Below are 13,915 nucleotides of genomic sequence, written 5' to 3' on the forward strand. Positions count from 1 at the left end.
ATCTCGGATTGTCTCAGTCCGAGATCAATGACCTGGTGGCCTATCTGGAAAGCCTAAAGTAAAACATAATATATTAGGAATTGGCACGATAGGTCTTCTGGCTGACAAGCAAGTGGAGAAAGAAGGCAGTCAGGCCATCGATCAGGCGGTGGTTGTTGTATCTGAGCCTGACTGGACGGTGGCCCTGCCTGCCGGGCTGTAGCCGCTAAGCCTGTGCTGAGACGAGGAGACCAAGGAGGCGGGCGAGCCTCCCCGGTTTGTCTGAAGGGGCTGATTGGATATTCGGAGGATTTTCCATGGCAACCAGTACGATTGTTGAGCGTCCTGCTCTGGTCCGACAGAAGCGCTTTAGCGAGACATATGTTGGCCAGTGGCTGACGACCACCGATCATAAGAAGATCGGGATCATGTACATGGTCACGGCCTTCTTTTTCTTCGTGGTCGGCGGGTTGGAGGCGTTGCTGATCCGTACTCAGTTGGCGCTGCCGGACGGCAAGGTGCTCGATCCCCAGACCTATAACGAGATCTTTACCATGCACGGCACCACGATGATTTTCCTCTTCGTGATGCCGATGTTCACTGGTCTCGGTAACTATGTCGTGCCGCTAATGATCGGGGCGCGCGATATGGCCTTCCCGCGCCTCAATGCCTTCGGCTACTGGATTGTGCTCTTTGGTGGCCTCTTCCTGCAGTCAAGTTTCCTGTTCCATGCAGCGCCAGATGGTGGCTGGTTCGCTTATCCGCCGTTGACCGAGTGCGGCGTCCAGGGAGTAAATTGTATCCCGGCCACGCCCTCGATCAACATGGATTTTTGGGCCCTTGGCGTTCTGTTGCTGGGTATCTCCTCGATTGCGGGCGCGCTGAACTTTGTGGTGACTATCTTTAAGCTGCGTGCCCCTGGTATGACGATTAACCGGATGCCGCTCTTTGTCTGGATGACGCTGGTGACGTCGTTCCTGCTGCTCTTTGCGCTGCCCAGCCTGACCGCCGCTGCGGGCCTGCTCTTGCTCGATCGCCATTTGGGAACCCACTTCTATCAGGTGGCCTTCAATGGTGATCCGCTGCTGTGGCAGCACCTCTTCTGGTCCTTTGGTCATCCCGAGGTCTACATCCTGATCTTGCCGGCTTTCGGTATTGTGTCGGAGGTACTGCCGGTCTTCTCACGCAAGCCGATCTTTGGTTATACCTTTGTCGCCTGGTCGGGGGTGGCTATCGGGTTCCTGAGCTTTACGGTTTGGGCGCACCATATGTTCGCTGTGGGCCTGCCAGTGGTTGCTCAGGCCTTCTTTGCCACAAGCACGACGTTGATCGCCATCCCAACAGCGGTCAAGATCTTCAACTGGTTGGCGACGATCTACGGCGGCAAGCTCTCGTTTAAGACTCCGATGCTTTTCGCCCTTGGCTTCGTGGCGATGTTCCTGATCGGAGGCCTCAACGGGGTGGCGCTGGCGATCGTGCCCTTCGACTATCAGGTGACCGACAGCTACTTTGTGATCGCCCACCTGCACTATGTGCTCTTCGGCGGAGCGGTCTTTGCCATCTTTGCGGCAATCTTCTACTGGTTCCCGAAGATGACCGGTAAGCTCTTGAATGAGCGCCTGGGCCAGATCCAGTTCTGGCTGATGTTGATCGGGGTGAATGTGACCTTCTTCCCGATGCACATCCTGGGCCTGCTCGGGATGCCGCGCCGCATCTATACCTATGCTCCCGATCTGGGCTGGAATGAGTTGAACCTGCTGGAGACAGTGGGTGCCTTCATTATCGCGGCCGCGATCCTGGTCTTCCTCTTCAATTTTGTGACAAGTCTGCGCCAGGGTCAGCCCGCGGGTAATGATCCCTGGGATGCATTCACGCTGGAGTGGGATACGACTTCTCCGCCGGAGCCATACAACTTTAAGACGATCCCGGTGGTGCGCAGCCGCCGCCCGTTCTACGATAAGAAGAATCCGGAGACGGCGGACTGGAAAGTGGCTGTCCATTGATGACCTGGTAGGCCGAAGAAGGCTGTCTCCCTGTGGGGTGCGCCGCGTCTCTGCTCCTTTCTGAACCTCGGGTGCTTAGTCTGGTCCCGGTGCCCCGATGTGAATGGGAGAGCAGGGCCGGCGCAGTCCACAAGGAGGTCAGGGCTATCTGTGGATAAGCTAGTCTGGCTGCCCCACGAGTGAGGCGTACTGTGATTAACGAGGAAGAGCAGAAGGATAGGCCCCCCATCGAGGGGCCACGGGGAGAAGAGAAACCACAGGGGCAAGACGCGGTAGATGGTGACAGGGGAGCCGCAGCCAGGAATGGTGCCATTGCTGCCGGCCCGCCGAAGCAGGAGAGCCAGAGCACGGCGACAGAAAAGAGAGAGGCCGCTGGACAGTCGTCGCGCTCAAAAGGACCGCGTGGACCTCATCCCAGTCTCTGGCCCTTTGTGCTCGCTCTGGCTATTGCACTGGCTTGCCTGGGAGTGGTAACCCACCCCGCTGTCTTGCTCCTGGGAGCTGCACTAATCGTGGTGGCTATCGTTGGTTGGGGCCTGGAGCGCTACTAGCCAGGGAGGCGCGATAAGAGGGAGATTCTTCTGCTGCCTGGTGTGGCTCTATGTTTGCTGCTGGATGGTCCGGTGGGGGCGTGCCGTGATTCGATTCCTCCGCCTGGCCTCTGGCGATCTTGCTGGCTGGGGCTGCTCTCCCGAGCCGAGAGAGGCTGCTGACTGGCAAGGTCGACTCTGTCTAGCTTCTTGGAGAGAGAACTGTCAGGAGAATTTCGGGGTATGAGTGTTGCCTATCGCGAGGGGATACCTGCTCTGGAGCAGGTGCATGAGGAAGGTGGGCGTAGCGTCGGCTGGTGGGGCATGATGTTCTTCATTGCCTCAGAGGCGCTGATTTTCGCCAACCTGATCGCCGCCTATCTCTATTTGGAGATTCGCCAGGGTGGCCACGGCTGGCGCCTGCCTACTGAGATCTGGTATCCGCTCATCAATACGATTATTCTGTTGGGCAGTAGTGCGCCAATCCACTATATCGCCGCCAGGGGTATCGAGAAAGGGAATCAGCAGCGCTTGATTTGGGGCCTGCTGGCGACAATTGTGATGGGCGCTATTTTCTTGGGCGGCCAGGTCTACGAGTATAGCTCTCTGATCCATGAGGGCTTTACTCCTCAAAGCCAGCTCTTCGGCTCGGCCTTCTTTACGCTGACAGGCTTTCATGGCCTGCATGTGACCGTCGGTCTGATCTTTCTCCTGATTGTCTTTGTGCGGGCCCTGAACGGTCACTTTACGAAAGAGAGGCATTTCGCTTTTCAGGCCGGAGAGATGTACTGGCACTTTGTTGATGCGGTCTGGGTCTTTGTCTTTAGCATTGTCTATCTCCTTCCGCTCTTGCGAGGCTAGATGAGGGCTTCAAAGGTGCTGGTCGTAAGGGCCACTGTTAGGTCGCTTGCCGGCTTGGACTTGGCCTGCTCTCTGTATCTGGCCCTGGGCCAGCCCTCTAACCTGGATCGAGGGAGCGTGAAGACTTACCCTCTGATTCAGCGGTGAGAAGGAGAAGAGTTTTTTGGAGAGGAAGAGCGCTCCGTCGATGCTGGCCTGCGATCGACAGGACGCTCTTCCTCTCCTTGCTTTGGTGATAATCGGTAACCCTTCCGATGGTGTGATACAATTAGAAACGTGGGGCAAGGAGTCCCAGCCGGTGATCGCTCTGTGATCGCCAGGGGAATGCTAATTGGACCGGCGAGCTTTGGAAAGGAATCGCCACTCATGGGAGAGGTTAAGCACAGTGGCAGCTTGTCTTCACATAGCATCGGTGAGGGTACGCAGTCATCACGGGCGCGCAAACGTCTAGTCCGCAATTGCTCGGTCTGCACGCAACGCATCGCGCTCGAGGCCATTGCGGTTACAGAGCCTGAAGGTGTACCTGAGCCGCGCCAGTCATGGGTGTTGTGTCGCGATTGCTATCGTGCGCTGCTCGCTGAGATGAGCCGCTCGCCGGTGCGCTCACCCCTGCGTCTGCGTATCGCGCTAGGCTTGGTCGCTGCTGAGCGCCGCCCGGCTTCTGCTTCGCCGGCTCCCCCTGTCCGGCGTTTTGTCCATGATCATCGCGCAATCATGTTTATTGCGTGGACTCTGATCATTGGTATGCTGTTGCATCTTCTGCTGATTGTGGGCCTGGCCAGTCTGCACTAATCTTCTTCTCTCGGATCAGTGCTTTAGGATCTGGCTCTATCCTCTCATGCGGTCATGCCGCCTCGAACCTTGACCGCCTTGCTAGAATATTCATGAGTACTCATCGATCATTACAGCAATGCGGAAAGGTATTCGTTTCATGGAGCGCGCCGCCAGAGAGGGGACGGACACGGACAGCGCTGATCGTCGCTCTGAGGAGTGTCTAGCTTTCCCCTCCTGCACGGCTTCAGAGGCCTCTCTCCCCTCGGCGTCGGTTGCCTCTGCGATGATGCCTCCGAACGCCCAGGCAATTCTGATGGCTGTTGCTGAGAATCTTCGCAGTGGCTTTTTGCTCTTGAACCAGCGTGAGCGGCTGGCCTGCGCCAATAGTCGGGCTTACGCCTTACTCGGGTGTCAGGAGAGTGAGCTGACTGTCGGGACGGCGGTGGATGTCCGCGCACGTTTGTTGGCACGAGCTGCTGATCCTCTGCGGGCGCGCGAGGAGTTAGATCGTCTCTGGGAACATCCTGAGCAGGAGGCATCAACCGATCTGGCTTTGCTTGATGCGGCTATCCGCTGGTTGCGCGTGCAGAGTTTCCCTGTCTATGGGGATGCTGGCCGCTTGCTCGGACGGGGCCTCCTGCTGGATGATATTACGCTAGAGCGCGAGGCCGCTCAGGCTCGTTCAGAGGCTCTGGCTTTGGCGGCTCATGAGTTAAAGACGCCGCTGGCCATTATTAAGGGCTGCGCAACGACCCTGCTTGGCTCGTCGCGACGCTGGGACCCGGCGGTCCAGCGCGAGATGCTGGAGATGATCGATGCCCAGGCTGACCGCTTGCATGAGATTCTGAATACGCTGTTGGATGTGTGGCGGCTCGATAGTGGAACGCAGACGCTGCGTCTGGCGCAGGTGCAGTTTGAGGAGTTGCTGCGGCGCCTGGTGGAACAGCGCGAGCGCTCGGCGCCTGGTCATCGCTTTATTCTCCGCGTGCCGCCTGCTTTGCCTCCCGTCTCGTGTGATCCCTTGCGCATAGAGCAAGTGCTCAATCATTTGCTGGATAATGCTGTCCGCTATTCGCCAGGTGGTGGAACGATTCGTCTTGAGGTGGAGGTGGAAGGAACGGAGCTGCGTGTAAGTATTGCTGATCAGGGCATTGGGATTCCGCGGGAGCATCTGGAGCATATCTTTCAGCGTTTCTACCGTCTGCCCCGTGAGGAGGCCGAGAGTGAGGAAGAAGGCAGCGGTTTGGGGTTAGCGGTGGCACGGGCGACAATTGAGGCGCATGGGGGACGCATTTGGGCCGATTCGCCTGGTCCAGGCCAGGGAGCGACCTTCTCGTTTACGTTGCCGCTGCAGGCCACTGGCGATTTGCCTGCTGTAACCGCCACTGGGGAACCGGCCCCAGCTACGGGCAGTGTACCAGCCCAGACGGCGGTGACACTGCGCCGCGAGCGCCTGGCTTCGGTCTTGCTGGCTGAGCAGGATGCGCGTATTGCTCGCTATCTGCGCGCTCACTTGGAGGAGCTGGGCTGTCAGGTGCAGGTGGTGTCACATAGTGCTCAGTTCTTCCGCTTGCTTGATTTGCAGATACCTGACCTGATCTTGTTGGCCAATCTGGCCGATATTCCTGCGCTGGAGCTGCTACGTCGCCTGCGGGAGTTTTCGGAGATACCGGTGATTGCTCTTTGTCCTTCAGGCCATGACGAGGAAGGGGTGCGCCTTCTTGATGCCGGGGCAGATGATTTGGTCTATAAGCCTTTCAACTTGCGGGAGTTGCTGGCGCGGGTGCGTTGCCGCTTGCGGCGGCGCAGTCCCGAGGAATCAGAGCGCAGGCATCAGCCGATCTTCCGGACAGGCGATCTGGTAATCGATTATGCTCAGCATCAGGTCTTTATGGCTGGCCAGCCGGTGCAGTTGAGCCGTACAGAGTATCGCTTGCTCACGACGTTGGCTCAGCATGCCGGTATGGTGATGACCCATGAGCTGCTGCTGGAAAAGGTGTGGGGACCGGAGTACAATCGCGAGATTGATTTTGTCTGGGTCTACATTAGCCGCCTGCGACGCAAGATTGAGCCGGACCCGCGCCATCCGCGCTATATTCTCACAGTACCGGATGTGGGCTATAAGCTGGCCCGGCTCCCCTACTAAGCCTAATGCGCTCCTGCCTCATCTGATTAACTTGTCATGGTCTGATGAGCTTTCCTCTCCTCCCTTTCGTTCCTCCTTTCTTACTCAGGGCCTGTTTCACGGCAGCGAGGCGGGTCTGCGTAAGGATGACTGAGCACTATGATCGGATCACCTGGCGAGCTGGCTTACTGGCTGGCTGTGAGGGCTGCACGCCCCCTCTCCGCTCTGCTTAGCTGAGAAGCTGCTCTTCGTTCAGGGGACCGAGCGCGACCAGGACTTGTTTTTCTCGCAGGGGGAAGCGCCGCAGGGTGCGCATGATGTCATCTGCGGTGACGCGCTCGACGCGCTCGATTTCCTCATCGATGCTGATCAGCCGACCTTCGGTGGCCCAGTCAGAGGCCAGAGTGCGCATGCGCGTGAAGGTGGATTCGCTACTGAGGACGATGCTGCTGATCCATTTGTCTTTGGCACGGCGCAGTTCGTCCTCATGGACGCCGTCTTCGAGAAGACTATCAAGCTCGGCACGCAGGAGGCTCAAGACGCGCGGAGCCTCTTCGGGGGTGGAGTTGGCTTCGAGCAGGAGCATGCCCGTATCTTCGAGAGCCCAAATGCCGGCGCTGGCCGATTCGGCCAGGCCTTTCTGATGGATGTTCCAGTAGATGCGCGAGCCGTCGGTGTCGCCGAGGATGCTTCCCCCCAGAGCTGCGGCATAGTAGTCGGGGTCCTGGATGCCGACGCAGGGCATAGCCAAGAGGATGATTTGCTGTTTGAGGCGCGGATCGACGATGACGTTATTGATCGATTGGGCCGGTTCGAAAGGCCGAAGCTCGCGCCCGCTCTCTCCGGTACGCCAGTCGTTGCAAAGCTGTTCGGCGCGTGTGACGAAGCGCTCCCAGTCGAAGTTACCGGCGACAGCCAAGATCATGTTATTGGCGCCGTAGCGGCGCTGCCAGTAGTCGCGCATTTGGTCGATGCGCATGTTGCGAATGCTTTCGCGCGAACCAAGGACGTCGTGCCCGAGCGGATGGCCGTTGAAATAAGTTTGGGCCAGGCGGCGAAAGGCCAGGTTGTAGGGCTGGTCTTCAGAGCGGGCAATTTCGTTGATGATGACTTCTTTTTCGGTTTCGAAGTCACTTTCGGAGAGGCGCGGATACATCATGTCGCTGAGAAGTTCAAGGGCCCGCTCGCTGTATTCGCTGAGGACGCGCGCAAAGTACATGGTGGCCTCGTGTGAGGTGAAGGCGTTTAGCTCAGCGCCGATTTTGTTGAATTCAAGGGTAATCTGCTGCCAATCGAGGTGCTGGGTTCCTTTGAAAACCATGTGTTCGAGAAAGTGTGAGACGCCCTCGATGGCGGGATCATATTCATCACGCGAGCCGGTGCGCACGTAGTAGGCGATGGAGACCGATTCAAAGTCGGGCATACTTTGAGCCACGATCTGCAGACCGTTGCTGAGACGATGGGTGTGGAAGATGTCCCGACCGACGGTAATGGAGTCTGTCATGCTCTCTTCCTCCGCGTGAATAGAGGCCTCATATGTCCTTTTTTCTAGCATGATAGCCCCTGCCAAGAGCAACTGTCAAATAGGGAGACTGGGCGCTCGGGCGGAGCTGACCCCTGTCTCCCGCGGCGGGATCAGTGCCAAGGCGAGCGATGATAGCACAAAGTGATTCCCCCGCCTCGAGTTGAATGCATTCAAGCCTGGTTCCTGGGGAGCGAAGCGGCAGAGCCGTACAACGCCGTGGCTGCTGGAAAGCTGAGATGGTTGGGGTCTGGCGCCCGGCGACTGGTAAAGGTCTATCTCGTGCCGGGACCACTGGATGAGGTGCCTGTCACGACTGAGGCAAAGCTGCGGCTGCGCACCGCTCGTCAACGCAAATCATCCATTGAGCTGGGGCTTACAAAATGCAAACGCCGACGGAGGGACTCGAACCCCCAACCTAACGCTTAGGACGCGCTTGCTCTATCCTTTGAGCTACGTCGGCATCGCCTATATATTATAGCGCCCTCGTCTGATGGGGGCAAGAGGGAGAAGATGAAGCCGTAAGATCTCCGCTTTTTGGGACACTCGGTGATAACTACTGCGGCTGACTTTGTTTTCAGAAAAAGGACTGGCGTTCGCGACTGCCTTACTTGGCGTTCTGTCTGGGCTGTGCCTGCCGGATGGAGGCGTTCCCAGGAGAAACAGGCCTTCCAGCAGGCACGAACGGCGATGGTAGATGAGCGTGGAATGATTAAGTGAGCAGCAGGCTCGCTCGCTTAGGACGGGTTGGGAGGTCCCTCTTCGCCCTCGCTCATTGTCACCACACGCTTCACTCCCCAGACAGCACTTGCCAGCCGCTCATTATAACTCTCGTCGCCTAGCTGCAGACTATTGATCACTACGCGGTTGTACTCCACCCCTTCCGCGTGGACAAAGCGCCGTTCATCCAGCGCCAGCGCCACATGCGTAATCCGCTCGTGCCCAAAGAAGAGCAAGTCTCCAGCGCGCAGCTCCGCCAGCGGCACTGAGTGCCTCAGAGAAGCATACTGCTGATCCGCATCGCGCGGCAAGACATAACCCGCCATCCGGTAACATAGCTGCACCAGGCCACTGCAATCGATCCCCTCGCAGGTTGTCCCGCCCCAGAGGTAGGGCGCTCCCAGCAGCGCGCGTGCGTAGTCCAGAGCCACCGTCAGCGGACGACGTGGAAAAGCCTCATGCGCCAGACGGAGCGCTACCGCCTGGCGCTCCAGCCAGGCCCGGCGTTCACCTGGCAAGGCCACCTCCACCCGCGATGCAAAGCGCAGATCGGTCACTGGCAGCACCGTTGCCAAATAGACCGGTCCCAGCGACTCATCGCCCTCAGCCGCTGCAAAAAGCTGCGTCCGCGGCCTCTGGACTACCGCCACCAGCGGCAGAGCCGTTCCACAGCTCTCGCTGACTCGACAGAAGCCCGTCACAATTGGCTCCTCCAGATCGGAGCTGCGTAGCCAGCCGCTATAGTCGGAGAGCTGGCCATGCAGCCACTCGCCCTGCTCCCGATCCACCAGGACCTCGCGATTCAAGAGTGCCTGCGTTACCAGCTCCGAAGTTGCGTCTGGCTCCCGCCTCACATCCGCCACCGGCACCGTCACCACCAGCTTTGTCTGCATCAGCGCTCACTCCTCACTGCCTTGATAAAGAATGCACCGGGCACAGATGCCCAACCCGCTAGAGCGCTCAACGCCAGAGGTTGCTCAGCACAAACATCAAATTCGCCGGGCGCTCTGCCAGGCGGCGCATCAGATATGGGTACCACTGCGAACCATAGGGCACATAGACCCGCACGTGATAGCCCTCATGCGCCAGTCGCTCCTGTAGATCGCGCCGGATACCATAAAGCATCTGAAACTCAAATGCATCGCGGCTAATGCCATGATCGCGCGCAAAGCGACAGGCCGCCGTAATCATCGCCTCATCGTGCGTGGCAATGGCGGGGAAATTCCCCCGTGCCAGCAGCATCCCCATCAAGCGCACATAATTTGCATCGACCTCCGCCTTCTCGGGAAAAGCCAGACTCGGCGGCTCCTTATAGGCTCCCTTCACCAGGCGAACCCGGATCCCTGCTTGCAGTAAGCGCTCCAAATCATCCTTGCTGCGATAGAGATAGGCCTGGATCACCGTCCCGACCTGCTCAAACTCGCGATGCAGACGCAGCGTCAAATTGATCGTCCGCTCGGTATAAGCCGAGCTTTCCATATCGATACAGACAAAGATACCCAGGCGAGTGGCCTCCTGCAAGAGACGACGCAGATTCTCCTCGCACAGCTCCTGAGCAATATCCAGGCCTAGGGCCGTCAGCTTGATCGAGATATTCGCATCCAGGCCGCTCGCCTTGATGCACTCCAGAGCGCGGACATAATCCTCCGTCGCCGCCCGCGCCTCGCGCTCATCTGTCACATTCTCCCCCAGGTGATCCAAAGCCACACTCAGCCCTCGCTGATTGAGCGCGCGCGTTACCGCGATACAATCGCTTAACTGCTCGCCAGCCACGAAGCGGTGGGAGAAATTGCGCGCCGCACGATTCGACAGCGCAAAGTTACGCAGCCCATCATGCTGCGACAGATACAGCAGTGTATCTCTGAGCATCAGCGCCCCCTGTAACCAGTGACAAGATGCAGAATATGGAGAAGCCTCAGCATAAGCTCGTCTGTCAAGCTTTCCTGCCCCCTATGATAGCACAAAAATAACCGCTCTGGTCCCCTTAGCTCGCTCGCAAGCAAGCACCAGAGCAGCTCTGCGCTCACCCATGCCGGCGGCCTCAATTAACAACCAAGCCCAAGCAAGGAGCAGCCTTGTGAGCGGCGCATGAGAGGGTGACCAAGCGTCCATAGCTCTAGCCGGCCTGCCCGAGCGCTGTGCGCCGCCGCACAGCTACCAGCGTAGCGACCGCCGAATCTGCCAGTCCCAAAAGCGGTCAGGCAACCAGTAGCGCAGACGCATCGCCCAGGCCATGCTAGAGGGAACGGCGTAGCGTGTGCGCGGGCGAGAGCTGCGAAGGATCTTCTCGACTGTCTGCGCAAACAGCTCCGGCGGAAACCCTCCTTTACCGGCAGCTAGGTGCATCGCGCTCTTTTCCATCACTGTCAGCAAACGTTCATAAGGACTGTCCTGGCCACGATACTGCTCTAACTTACTGCGTGCCCGCTCCAAGCTGGTGCGCCAGATACCCGTTGGACTAGAGGTCGGCTCAATGACGACTACCCGCACACCAAACGGGGCCAGCTCGATGCGCAAGCTGTCGCTCAGCGCCTCTAAGGCAAACTTACTTGCGCCATAAGGACCAAGGGCCGGCAGCGGAATACGGCCATTGACACTGCTCACGTTGATAATTGTCCCACGTGCCTCCTTCAAGAGGGGTAACAGTGCCTGCGTTACTCCGATATGAGCAATCGTATTGACCTCAAACTGCGCACGCAGATCATCGAGGTCAATTAGCTCCAGAGGACCGGCAAAGGCCGTACCAGCGTTGTTTAACAGCGCGGTCAGTCGAGGCGTGGCCGAGGCCACGCGCTCGCCCAGCGCCTTTACCTGGGCAGCATCCGTAATATCACATTGCACAGGGATCAAACGGCCATCGATTCCCAATGTCTTGGCCTCTGCCACCAGTTGCTCCGCGTCGACCTCGCGCCGCACCGTGGCAAAGACCTGCCAGCCACGCTGCGCCAAATGCAGGGCCGTGATGCGCCCGAAACCGCTAGAGCAGCCAGTAATCACAATGGTCGCATTCCCTGCCGTCGTACTCATAGCGCTCTCTGCTCCTCTCTCTGCTGCGTGCTGGAACCAGACATCAAAATAGCTCGTCGCCATCCAGCGACTCGGGCTGCGGACCGGGCCCAATGCGATCCCACAGCCCCAGACGAATCAGCTCGCAGCGAGCCTCAAAGCCGAACTGCTCGGGGTCCATTTCGCGGCCATGACGCAGCACTAGGCCGCGTAGCATCTCGATCTGCTCCGCCTTTGAGGCAACATCTTGCTCAAAAGGAATATGCTGCGCCAAATGCTCAATGGCCTGGCGCTGATACCATCGCTCCTGTGATTCTGCCATAGGCACTACTTAGCAGGCAGTCAGATCAAGACCAACGAGCTGTATGCGATAGAGGCACTGCCAGCAAGGCTGCCAACGTCTGGTAAAGCGGCCTCAGTTGGCCTTGCCTTGCCTCATCACCATAATGCTATCATGGCAGCCTTGAAGGGTGCAAGGGAAGACGGGTAGGGCTCACTGCACTCTTCAAGATACACTGTGAAATAAATTTGTATACGTTGGAGATAGCCATTTTGCCCTAAAGCACCCGCGCACTCTTGACCGCATCAGGCAACAATGCTACTGTCAGAAAGGAGATCAAAGCTCGATAAATAACTTCCGGTAAATAGCGAAGGTGATTGTGATGATGCTCTGTGTCCACTGTAATACGTACCGACCGGAGGGTGAAGGTCCCTGTCCCTATTGCGGCGGGCCAGCGTCGGCCTGGCCAGCCAATGGTGTCAGCGGCAGCGCTGGTAGCGGCATCTTCTCCCCAGGCAGTGGTCAGACGACAGTCGCTATGCCACCGCTTGGGTCCTCCTTTGCGGCCCCCTCTGGATCTGGCACAGGGACAGAGTGGCAGGCACAATCACCGTCGAGCTATCAGCTCCATCAGCAGGCGGGCCAGGCAGGGCAGCCGGAGGTGAATCCTATGGGGGGCTTAGGCTCGGGGGTCAATTATTCGGGCGCCAGTGCTATCCCAGGCTCAGACGTCAGCTATCCAGCGCTGAGCAGTCCTGGCTTTAGCTACGCGGGTCTGAGTAGCCCAGGCACCTCCACCATGCCTTTTTGGAGCCAGGGCCAATCAGGGCAGTCAGGGGCCAGCGAAGCAGTACCGCAGGAACCTTTTCCAGCGGGCCAGCAGCAGTTTCCTGCAGCCCCTCTCGGCGAGAGCAACAATGGCCAGGGTCAACAGACTGGTTTCCACAATCTGCAGCAGGCCCAAGGCCAGGGACAGGGTCAGCAGACGATGGCTATGCTGCCGGTGCTTTATCAGGACCCGGCCAATCCCTCCACCCAGTCGCTAATCCTTATTCCACAGGCCCAGGGGGTCAGCACTGGTGCGCTGCTGCCGCTGAGCCAGCAGGTGCCAGGTCCCCCCATTGCTGGCATTCCTACTGAGGAAGAGGCGCTCTATATTCCGCCAATGTACACGAAGCCGAGGCCTGTCATTCCTCGCTATCGTGCGATTAGCGGTTTTCTCAGCTTTGTGATTGTCATGCTATTGCTCTGCAGCGGCGCGGCCTATTATGCCAAGGTGACTGGTAAGCTGGCCTTCCTTGGGCAGCTTGTGGGTATGACCCCCCCCAACTTGCAAGCCACGCCAATACCTAATCTGCCTGATCCCAAGCCGAGTGAAAGTGGTCCGGCCTATGGAGTCATTAGCTCAGCCACCACTGCGCCCAGCGTTGACCCCAAGACAGGCATTGCTCTCCAGCCTAGCCAGGTCTTTAAGCCAGGTCAAACCATCTACCTGACCTACAGCGTCCACGCTAAAAAAGCTGGTACGGTCACGGTGAAGTGGTATACCAATGGCCTACTCTATCAGGTGCTCTCGAAAAACACCCCCGACCCTAAAGGGGGTTCGTGGACCGGCGTCTCTATGATGCGCTTCACTCAACCCCTTGAAGGGATGGTCGAACTCTACTGGAACGATACAGGAAAGCCGCCTCAACTCGCTATCCGTCTCTACTTTGTAGTCCGTCCCTAGCAAGATGTGAGAGGGCAGTGCGCAGCACCTAGGGTTTGGATAGGCAGGCTAGCAAGCTGCCCGGACCCAAAAAAAGGAGAAAGGAGACAAGGGCGGCCAGGAACGCATAAGCTGCCCCGCTCCTTCTCTACCTCTGCTGAACGTTAGGCTTCCTCCTCGCGCCTCTTGCACAACGTCTCGACATTCACGTCTCCATAGACACGCACCTGGCAGGCCAGGCGCAAATTCGGGTTCTTCTTGAGATCGTTGCGCAGCCAGAACTTTTCCATAAAGGTCAGTTCGTTCGTGTTGCTGGCAGGGTAGACTGCTACGCGGTCCGTGCCACAGAGACCGTTACCGTGGCAATTCGCGAATTTCCAGAGACCACAGTAAACTGGGACATCGTG

The 13,915-nt window shown here is 58.3% G+C and carries 12 protein-coding genes and 1 tRNA gene; 6 read left to right on the forward strand and 7 right to left on the reverse strand.

Annotated features, from left to right (window positions below; translation table 11 throughout):
- The first annotated feature begins 296 nt into the window (after nt 1–296).
- The 5 genes from ctaD to IRZ24_RS08750 all read left to right on the forward strand — a co-directional run bounded on the left by ctaD (nt 297) and on the right by IRZ24_RS08750 (nt 6,293).
- Nucleotides 297–1,982, forward strand: a complete 1,686-nt coding sequence (gene ctaD, locus IRZ24_RS08730; protein WP_297162645.1) for a cytochrome c oxidase subunit I — start codon at nt 297–299, stop codon at nt 1,980–1,982.
- Nucleotides 1,983–2,173: 191 nt separating this feature from the next.
- Nucleotides 2,174–2,533 carry a cytochrome c oxidase subunit 4 gene (locus IRZ24_RS08735; protein WP_297162648.1) on the forward strand — a complete coding sequence of 120 codons (360 nt, stop codon included), beginning with the start codon at nt 2,174–2,176 and terminating at the stop codon, nt 2,531–2,533.
- A 222-nt stretch (nt 2,534–2,755) separates the two neighbouring features.
- Complete coding sequence (locus IRZ24_RS08740; RefSeq protein WP_297162651.1) at nt 2,756–3,373, forward strand: cytochrome c oxidase subunit 3; 618 nt, start codon at nt 2,756–2,758, stop codon at nt 3,371–3,373.
- A gap of 366 nt (nt 3,374–3,739) precedes the next feature.
- Nucleotides 3,740–4,165, forward strand: coding sequence for a hypothetical protein (locus IRZ24_RS08745; RefSeq protein WP_297162655.1), 426 nt, complete (start codon nt 3,740–3,742; stop codon nt 4,163–4,165).
- A 295-nt stretch (nt 4,166–4,460) separates the two neighbouring features.
- Nucleotides 4,461–6,293, forward strand: a complete 1,833-nt coding sequence (locus IRZ24_RS08750; protein ID WP_297162658.1) for an ATP-binding protein — start codon at nt 4,461–4,463, stop codon at nt 6,291–6,293.
- A 208-nt stretch (nt 6,294–6,501) separates the two neighbouring features.
- Here the strand turns inward: IRZ24_RS08750 and IRZ24_RS08755 are convergent, their stop codons facing one another.
- The 6 genes from IRZ24_RS08755 to IRZ24_RS08780 form a co-directional block, all read right to left on the reverse strand.
- Complete coding sequence (locus IRZ24_RS08755; protein ID WP_297162661.1) at nt 6,502–7,776, reverse strand: pitrilysin family protein; 1,275 nt, start codon at nt 7,774–7,776, stop codon at nt 6,502–6,504.
- A gap of 408 nt (nt 7,777–8,184) precedes the next feature.
- Nucleotides 8,185–8,257, reverse strand: a tRNA-Arg gene (locus IRZ24_RS08760).
- A 274-nt stretch (nt 8,258–8,531) separates the two neighbouring features.
- On the reverse strand, nt 8,532–9,407 hold the full coding sequence (locus tag IRZ24_RS08765; protein ID WP_297162664.1) for a C40 family peptidase: 876 nt from the start codon (nt 9,405–9,407) through the stop codon (nt 8,532–8,534).
- 67 nt (nt 9,408–9,474) lie between these two features.
- Nucleotides 9,475–10,383, reverse strand: a complete 909-nt coding sequence (locus tag IRZ24_RS08770; RefSeq protein WP_297162666.1) for a proline dehydrogenase family protein — start codon at nt 10,381–10,383, stop codon at nt 9,475–9,477.
- Between the two features lie 285 nt (nt 10,384–10,668).
- Nucleotides 10,669–11,541 carry an SDR family NAD(P)-dependent oxidoreductase gene (locus tag IRZ24_RS08775; RefSeq protein WP_297162670.1) on the reverse strand — a complete coding sequence of 291 codons (873 nt, stop codon included), beginning with the start codon at nt 11,539–11,541 and terminating at the stop codon, nt 10,669–10,671.
- Between the two features lie 43 nt (nt 11,542–11,584).
- Nucleotides 11,585–11,842, reverse strand: a complete 258-nt coding sequence (locus tag IRZ24_RS08780; RefSeq protein ID WP_297162672.1) for a hypothetical protein — start codon at nt 11,840–11,842, stop codon at nt 11,585–11,587.
- A gap of 340 nt (nt 11,843–12,182) precedes the next feature.
- Between IRZ24_RS08780 and IRZ24_RS08785 the strand changes: the two genes are divergently transcribed.
- Complete coding sequence (locus tag IRZ24_RS08785; protein ID WP_297162675.1) at nt 12,183–13,529, forward strand: hypothetical protein; 1,347 nt, start codon at nt 12,183–12,185, stop codon at nt 13,527–13,529.
- A 143-nt stretch (nt 13,530–13,672) separates the two neighbouring features.
- Here the strand turns inward: IRZ24_RS08785 and IRZ24_RS08790 are convergent.
- Nucleotides 13,673–13,915: hypothetical protein (locus IRZ24_RS08790; RefSeq protein WP_297162677.1), on the reverse strand; the 243-nt coding region annotated here is incomplete at its 5' end.

Source organism: Thermogemmatispora sp. (assembly GCF_019683755.1).
Lineage (GTDB): Bacteria > Chloroflexota > Ktedonobacteria > Ktedonobacterales > Ktedonobacteraceae > Thermogemmatispora.